This is a genomic window from Streptomyces sp. NPDC056628, assembly GCF_042792555.1.
GTDB lineage: Bacteria > Actinomycetota > Actinomycetes > Streptomycetales > Streptomycetaceae > Streptomyces.
This window is the reverse complement of record NZ_JBHTWG010000050.1, coordinates 1-7,797: the sequence shown is the minus strand read 5'-3', so window position 1 is coordinate 7,797 and position 7,797 is coordinate 1. Positions and strand designations below refer to the sequence as shown.

General features: G+C 71.7%; 4 protein-coding genes and 1 pseudogene. 1 reads left to right on the top strand and 4 read right to left on the bottom strand.

Annotated features, from left to right (window positions below):
- Positions 1-266: 266 nt before the first annotated feature.
- From ACFRAC_RS33860 to ACFRAC_RS33845, 4 genes are read right to left on the bottom strand one after another with little or no spacing between them, the layout of a single operon-like run.
- Positions 267-1,451 (bottom strand): hypothetical protein, encoded by a 1,185-nt coding sequence (locus ACFRAC_RS33860; protein ID WP_382938043.1) that lies wholly within the window; start codon positions 1,449-1,451, stop codon positions 267-269.
- Positions 1,451-3,403 (bottom strand): dynamin family protein, encoded by a 1,953-nt coding sequence (locus tag ACFRAC_RS33855; RefSeq protein ID WP_382938040.1) that lies wholly within the window; start codon positions 3,401-3,403, stop codon positions 1,451-1,453. Before ACFRAC_RS33855 ends, ACFRAC_RS33860 begins: the two co-directional genes overlap by 1 nt.
- Before the next feature lie 23 nt (positions 3,404-3,426).
- Positions 3,427-5,289 carry a dynamin family protein gene (locus ACFRAC_RS33850; RefSeq protein WP_382938037.1) on the bottom strand — a complete coding sequence of 621 codons (1,863 nt, stop codon included), beginning with the start codon at positions 5,287-5,289 and terminating at the stop codon, positions 3,427-3,429.
- 3 nt (positions 5,290-5,292) lie between these two features.
- On the bottom strand, positions 5,293-7,224 hold the full coding sequence (locus ACFRAC_RS33845; RefSeq protein WP_382938034.1) for a dynamin family protein: 1,932 nt from the start codon (positions 7,222-7,224) through the stop codon (positions 5,293-5,295).
- 309 nt (positions 7,225-7,533) lie between these two features.
- Here ACFRAC_RS33845 and ACFRAC_RS33840 point away from each other — a divergent pair.
- Positions 7,534-7,632 (top strand): annotated as a pseudogene (locus ACFRAC_RS33840) (IS5/IS1182 family transposase); the annotation flags it as partial.
- Positions 7,633-7,797 lie beyond the last annotated feature (165 nt).

Below are 7,797 nucleotides of genomic sequence, written 5' to 3'. Positions count from 1 at the left end.
AACCCCGCCCCCGCTGTGTGGGGTGCTTGGTTGTGGGTGGGGTGTTCGGGTCGCCCCCCCCCCACCACGTGGGGGGCGGGGGGGGGGGCGGCGCCGGGCGCCCCCCCCGACCCGAACTGCGCGGACACGACGGCCGCGAGCCCCACGTGCACCGTGACGAGGGTCCCCGCTTTTGCATCCGCCTGCTGTGTGACCTGCTGGAACGACGCCATCGCGGCAACCGCCGCCGCCAGTTCCCGGGCAGCCGGGTCATGTTCGGCCACCACTCAGTGTCCGTCGTGGTGGAAGGGGTGGCTGTCGTGGAAGTGGTGCCCGGGGTCGTGGTGGACCGGATCGTCGTGATGGAGGTCCGGATGGTAGGGGTCCGGGTGGTACGGGTCGGCGTGGCACGCGTCGGCGTCATGCCCGTCCTGGTCGTGCGGCGCTGCGTAGTGCGCGTCCTGCGCATGCGAGTCGGCGTGGTACGCGTCGTGATGGTGCGGGTGGGCGCCGTGAGGGCCGGGGTGGGGCGGGCCCCCATGATGCGGGGTGGTGGGAGGAGGACCGGGGAGTCTGGCGTCCGCGTGGTGAGCGCTGCCGTGATGCCCGCTCCCAGGATGGGCACCTGGCGGGTGCCACCCCGGGTGGTGGCCGTCGACGCGGTGGCCGTCGCGCGGTTCGATCTCGTCCGGGCCGTCGAAGTCGCCGTCCCCACCCTCGTACGACCCACCCGTGGCGCAGCCCGGGAGCACCCACTCCCGCAGCGTCTGGCTGTGCGAGACCGCCGCGGCCGCCAGATGGGCGGCCCCGAGCGCCGGCACGACGAACTCGCGCATCGCCGTACGCGTCGGTGAATGCCCCCAGATCACCGGCTCCGCCCGGCGGTCCGGGACCGGAGCCGAGGGCGGCACGTGCAGCCAGGCGCCGCACGCGAAGTCCTTCTTCACGACGGCCACGTCGATCCGGCGGAACTCGGTGGCCAGACCGAGCCCGTCGGGCAGGATGACGTCCCGGTACATCTCGTCCGGCACGGCCAGCGCCAGGTCGCTGCCCGCCTCCTCCTCAAGGGCGTCGCGCAGCCCGTCGGAGTCAACCAGCCGGTTGACCAGCACCACGGAGTCGCCCAGATACCCCCGGTCGGCCCGCGAGACCGACCCCAGCGCGAGAGCCGCCCGCATCCGCATCCGGCCGAACGAACCGGGCGTGCGATTCGCCTGGTAGAGGCCGTCCCGCAGGCCGAGGACCAGTGCCGGGACCACGCGCACGGCATCGATCCTGGCCGGGAAGACGACCATCTGGCCGTCCCCCTGCACCTGCTGCTGGGCACGAACACGCAGCACCCGGGCCCGGCGCAGCGCGTGTTCGACCACGAGCCGGAGCCGGTACTGCGCGTCCTCCTGGGCACGGTAGCCACCACGGCTGTAGTGACGCAGGTCGACGGCCAGACACAGCCGCCTGCGGTAACGGGCCATCACATCCTCATCAATTCGGCGACCAGGTCACCGATCTCGTCACCGGCGCGGTTCAGCAGTTCGTCCAGCCGGGTCAGTTCGCCACGACGACGTTCGACCGCCTCCTCGCCCTGGTCCAGGGCCTCCCGGGCGGAGTCCACACTGCGGGTGAGCTCCTCGATGCGGGAGGCCATGCCCTGGGTGATCTCCTTCCGGATGGGCTCCACGCTCTCCGCGGCGAAGGCGCGGGCGGCCTTATGGGCCTCCTTGGGGGCCGCCAGCCGCAGCTCGCTGGCCATCGCGCGGCCGATCTCCTCCCGCATCTTCTTCTCCACCCGGTCACCGGCGCTGCCGCCCTGGAAGATGCCCTGTGCGATCCAGGCCGCGAGGAGCGTCGGCAATCCGAACGGGGTGGCCATCCAGGCCAGCAGGATGCCGAGAGCCGGCAGGACGGTGCGCAACGCCTCCTTCGGCCCGAACCGCACTCCGACCAGGGCACCCGCCGGCCCGCTGAACCAGAGTCCGACCGCGCCCGTCAGGAACCGGATCAGTGGCTCGCTCTCCCGCCCTTCGGCCGGGACCAGCGTCCCGCTGTTCCCGTGCAGGTCGACGCGCAGTTTCTCCAGGGCCGCTTCGAAGGAGGTCAGTTCGGCGTTCATCCGCTCGGCAAGCTGCTCCAGGTCCAGCTCGATCACGGGCGCCAGCGACTCGGTCACCCAGAGGGCGACCTTCTCCTCCAATGCCTTCACCGTACCGGCGGCGATCTCCTCCGCCACCTGCTTCGCGCGCTCCTTGGCCTTCAGGGGGTTCAGGCCGAGCTTGGTGGTGATCTCGACATCCTGCGCGATCACGGGCGCCTCGTCGGCCGCGGCTGCGAGGAAGCCCCCGAGCAGGGTCTGAACCCGGTCCTGCAGCACCCGAGTCTGATTGCGGATCTCCAGGGTGATCTGCTGCGCCTGCGCCTGCAGGTCCCTGAGCGGCTGCTGGGCGGCGGCCCAGCGTCGTTCCAGATCGTCGCTCTCCGCCTCGAGCATGCTCAGCTCGGAGGGGATGTTGTGGCGCAGTTCCTGTGCGATGCCTTCCAGGGAGCGGGCCGGGGTCAGCAGCTTGACCTTGTGCCGCTCGGTGGAGAGGTACCGTTCCAGTTCCCTCTCCACCGCGTCCACTCCGGAGCGTCGGAACGCCTCATCGTCCTCGGCCGTCCGGGCCCGCAGCGCCGACTTGGCGTCGACGAAGAAGAACCGGTTCCGGTCGCGGTCCTCTCCGCGCAGATCGGTGATGCGTCGCCGGGCGGCGGCAACGACGTCGTCACGCTCGTGGTCGTCGATGGCGTCGAAGTAGGTGAACACGAAGAACGGGTCGTGCGCGCTCAGACTCGTCTTCAGGAAATCGGACTCGCTGATGCTCATCGGGGCGATCGCGTGCTGCAGGAAGATCACCGCGTCCGCCTTGCCGAGATGCGTGACCGTGATCTCGTTGTGGCTCTGGTAGGCGTTCAGGCCGGGCGAGTCGATCAGTACGACGTTGTGGCGGCACAGTTCCAGCGGCCAGACCAGCTCGGCCTTGACATACGGGCTGCGCTCGCCGCCCGCCGTGTTGTTCACCGTGATGAGTTCGACGAGCCGGCCGGGGTCCACGGCCTCCGGTTCGACCGCGTCCTCGGTCCACAGCAGCGCGGCCGGCGACTCGCCGAACCTGACCTCGGTAATAACGGCGGTCGCGGCGATCGCCTTGACCGGCAGCACACGGTCTCCCAGCAGGGCATTGAGGAAGGTGGACTTCCCGCGGTTGAAGTCGCCGACCACCATCACGTGGAAGGCCTCGTTCTCGATCCGTTCGAGCAGTGCCGTCACCTCCTTGACGGCGCCGTTGTTGCCGATCTGCTCGGCGGCCTTCTCCGTCCGGCGGCACATCTCGGCCAGCCTCAGCCGCTGTTCGTCGGCGGCCGCGTACCCGCTCTCTTCGCTGGTCATGGTTAGGCCGTCCTCTTCCTTGTTCATCGCTCTTCCTCCTCGTTCCTGCACGCCGAGGCGAGTACGGACCGGATGCGGGTGGCCAGCTCCGCCGCGTCGCTCGCCAGGCGGGCCCAGTCCGTGCCGGACGCCGATGCCGACTCAACCGCCGCCCGCCGGGCGTCCGCCCAGGCCCGGTGGGACTCGCGGAGCCGGGCGAACACCTCCGCGTAGACATCACCGAGCGCATCGACGGCGCGGCGCTGGAAGACCCCCGCGCTCTCGTCGACCGCCCGCACCAGGACGGCGTCGACCTCGCGGCGCTGTTCCTCGGCGGCGTTCCTGACGTAGGCCTCGGCCAGCAGCCCGCCGACCAGGCTGAGGACACTGCCGTAGAGCATCGGCGGCGGGCCGGACGGACCCGAGTCCGCACGGCCGCTCTGGCTCTGGCGGGCCGTGGCGATCAGCAGTCCGAGGATCGAACCGCCCTGGGCGCCCAGCCGAGTGATCAGGCGGGTCCTGGACAGGCTCGAGACCTCACCGGCGATCTCCGGCTCGGTGGTCAGCTCCAGCGTCCCGGGCAGCGGGCTGCGCGCCGCACCGGGCAGCCTGCGCGCCACTTCCCCGTCCAGCCAGTCGGTGTCCGCCGCCATGCCCGGCAGCAGGACCGTGCGTTCGCAGCTCCTGGCCAGCAGCGACAGTTCCTGCCCCAGCCGGACGGGAAGGTCGCGCCCCCACCAGGTGCCCGGGTCGGAGGCGCGCTCCAGGTCCCAACGCAGCCGCTCGATGATGCCGTCGCGCCCCTTCTGGACGTGTTCACGCAGCCGGGTGCACAGATGGAGCTGCCGGCTCGTCAGATCCACCCGGAGCTGCTCCCACTGCCGGCCCTCGCTCTCCTGCAGCGCCCGCTCCGTCCTGGCCCGCTCCGCGGCCTCCTCCTCCGGGAGCCGGCCGACCGCCTCGGCCTCGGTGGCGATCCGGGCCATCGCCTCGCAGTGGTCCGCCACCTGCGCCGCGATGCCCCGGTCACGCCACAAGGCCCGTTCGCTGTCCCGCGCGTATCCCTCCACCAGACCACGCAGGGCGGCCAGTTCGGGCTCTCCGCCGCCGGGCACCGGGGCGGTGAGCACGGGCAGGCCGCCCAGGTCCGCGACCCGCTTGCCGAGGTCCCGTACGGACTCCTCGCGGTCGTCGCCGTCCACCAGGTCCAGCATGGTTACGACGACGGCGACGAAGGGAACGTGCCGGCACAGGACCTCCTCCTCCAGGAGGCGCCGCTCCGTGATGCTCATCGGCGAGAGGGCGGAGACCACGAACAGCACGGCGTCGCTGCTGGCCGCGGTCCGGCGCACCTGCTCGAACTGTTGCTCGGTACCGGAGTTGACCCCCGGCGTGTCCACGAGTTCGGCGTCCAGACCGGCAAGCCAGTCGTCGGCCACCGCCAGAGTCACCTCGGGCTCCGGAGCCCCGGCGGGAGCACCCGGTTCCGCTTCCGCCGGGGTGCCGGTCAGCCCGTCCCAGATGCCGTCGTCGTCGAGCTTGCGCAGTTCGCGGCGGCCGTCCAGCCGGCCGAGTATCAGTCCCTCCTCGTTACAGGCCCGGATCACCACCGGTGCCCGTGTGACCGGGAGCGGACCGGTCGGCAGCAGATCCCGGCCCAGGAGCCGGTTGATCACGGTGGACTTGCCGCGGTTGAACTCCCCCACCACGGCGATCCGGAGCGCGGGCCGGCCCCGCCCGGCGGCCAGCAGGTCAAGCGCCTCGCGGATGTGCTCCTGACCGTGGTCCTCGGCGAGCCGGCGCGCCTCCCGCAGCCAGTCGGGCGTGACGGTGGTGATGTCGGGGGCGGGGGCGACGCACGCACCCTTGGGCGGTGCGCCCGCTGAGGGCGGGGATGTGCTGCTCATGCGTCATGACTCCTCTGGCTCGCGGATGGTCCGGCCGGTCGCCCGGCGCAGGGCGGCGACCTCGTCGCGACGTCGCCGGGCGGCGGCCGCGGTCTTCTCGACGTGGGCGATGCTGACGGCCAGTTCGGCGCGCCGCCGGTCGTGGGCGTCGGTGAGTCGGGTGATCTCGTCACGCCACTCGTCGTCGTACCGCCGGCGAAGCGCAGCGACGCTCTCGGCGAGCTCTTCCTGGACGCGCGGCAGGCAGGCGGCTGCGAGGGCAGCGATCTCCTCGTGAGCGGCGGTGATGACCGGGCGGGCCTGCCGCAGGAACTGCTCCCTGGTCGCGTCGGCGCCGCGTCGCCCGATGAGTGCTCCGAGCGCGCCGCCGATGACGGTGCCGATGCCCGGGGCGACCAGACTGCCGGCCAGGGCACCGGCCATCGCCCCACCGCCGGTGCGCCAGTTGTCGCCGGAGGTCAGCCGGGCGCCGATCGCGGTAAGTGCCTGGTCGATGCCGGACATGTCCGGGGCGGGGAGTTCCGGCCACGCCACCGAGGGCACGGGGGGAGCGGTCCGGGACTCGCCGGCCAGTCCGGCTAGGACGCTGTACTGGGCCGTGAAGTCCCGGGCGAGCTCGTCGGCGGCGGTGGTCAGCAGTTCACCGGCCCGGCCCGCGGCCTTCTGGACGACGCGCTCGGCGTGCCGCCGCAGATGGCGCCGGACCAGGCGGGACACCTCCTGAGCGGCGGCGGCCAGGTCGTTGATCTTCTCGCCCGCCACGGCGTCGCCGACTTTCCTGTCGAGCTTGGTACGGGACGTGCCGGACATCCCGATCGTGGCGGCGTTCATCTCGGCCCGGGTGCGGTCCAGCGTGCGCGCGGACCAGGAGTCGAGAAAAGCGGTGAGGTCCGGCAGCGTCAGGGCCGCCAGTTCGCGCTCGCCACGAGCGAGCGCGGTGCGTCGGGTCTCGGCGGTCTCCTCCACCGCCGCCAGCAGCTCCGAGAGCAGCCCGAGCACCGTGGCGGCGACGGCGGACTGACGGCTGTCGGCGGCCAGCCGCGCGATCCGCGCCTCCACCCGCTCGAACACCGGGAGATGACCGGCTCCGTCCCGCCCGCGGCCGCCGTCGGTGACCTCGCCGAGTGCCCTTCCCGGGGCGCAGGGCAGCAGCAGCGGATCGGCGTATCCCAGATCCCGCAGCCGGCGCTCGGCCACCTCGACAGCTTCGGCGCGTTCCTCCTCGTCCAGTAGGTCCATCTTGGTGAGCACGAACGCGCACCGGTCGTGATGGTCCCGCAGCGGCCCGGTCAGGAAATCCGCCAAAGTCAGCGACATCGCCGCGACGGCGGGCACCACCACCAGCGCCAGGTCCGCCTGCCGCGCCGCCGCCTCGGCCAGCTCCCGGTGTCCCCGCTCGGTGACGCTGAACCCTGGGGTGTCGATCACCGTGACGCCGTCGCCGAGCAGCCGGACCGGCGAGTGCACCCACAGCCCGCTGACGTCCTCGGCGAGTTCCGTGGTCAGCACTCGCTCCAACGCGCGCTCCATGGTGTCCGGCCCGGACTTCAGCCCCGCCCACCGGGCGAACGGCGCGGACGGCCACTCCAGGACGGTGGCGTCAGCGGTCCGCACCGTCATGCCCTCGGCGCCCCCGAGGCACTCCAGCGACGTGGTCGTACGCGTCGTCACCAGGGCGGAGGAGGGCAGCAGCCGGCGCCGCAGGAAGGCGTTGAGCAGCGTGCTCTTGCCAGAGGATGCCTCGCCGAACACCGCCACCCGCAACTGCGGGTCGGCCGCGCGGGCCCGAACCGCTGTGAGGCGGGCGCGCAGCTCGTCGGAGCGCTCGGCCGGGAGGCCGAGAGTGTCGAGCAGTTCCTCAATCCACCGCAGATTCCCGGCGACCACAGAGGTCCAGCCCGCCGCGGTTCCGTCCACCACCAGCTGTTCCGTCACGGCGGCAGCGTAAGAACGAATAGGTGGTCAGATCCTCGTCACATGATGGGATCGGCAAAAGCCGCCGCAGCGGCACGCGCGGAAACCGTGCGGCGGACCCACCCTCCCGCCGCGTAGAGCAGACGAGGACAGACGTCTGCAAGGAGGGGACCGGAAAGTGGGAGGGCACCGAGTCAGAGCCGTCAAGGGCACGGCGGCCGCGGTGTCTGGGGCCGCTTCCACGAGGCCGTGCCGCACCGGCTCGACGGCGCCGGCTCCCCGCCCGACAGCAACCACCTGGCGGGATGATTTGCACGTGCCGTGATGGAGCTGCAGGACGCGAACGGACTGCCGGTCCTCGTCGGCGTCTCGGCCGGCAACACCCACGACAGCGAAGGGCTGAAGCCCGTGGTCGAGGGCCACCAAACGATTCCCAATGCGGTTGTCAAGCCAGGCTGGTGACATGCTGTGAGCGTTTCAGCCCGGAGTGACAGCGGGCGGGGGCGCGACGATTTCGAAGGTACGGCCATCGCGTATGAGTGCCCATATGACGTTCAGGCGTCGTCGCGCGAGGGCGATGATGGCCTGCTTGTG

Excerpts from the sequence above, each read along its gene's own strand:
- ACFRAC_RS33860 (WP_382938043.1), bottom strand. The coding sequence starts at position 1,451 with ATGGCCCGTTACCGCAGGCGGCTGTGTCTGGCCGTCGACCTGCGTCAC.
- ACFRAC_RS33855 (WP_382938040.1), bottom strand. The coding sequence starts at position 3,403 with ATGACCAGCGAAGAGAGCGGGTACGCGGCCGCCGACGAACAGCGGCTG.
- ACFRAC_RS33850 (WP_382938037.1), bottom strand. The coding sequence starts at position 5,289 with ATGAGCAGCACATCCCCGCCCTCAGCGGGCGCACCGCCCAAGGGTGCG.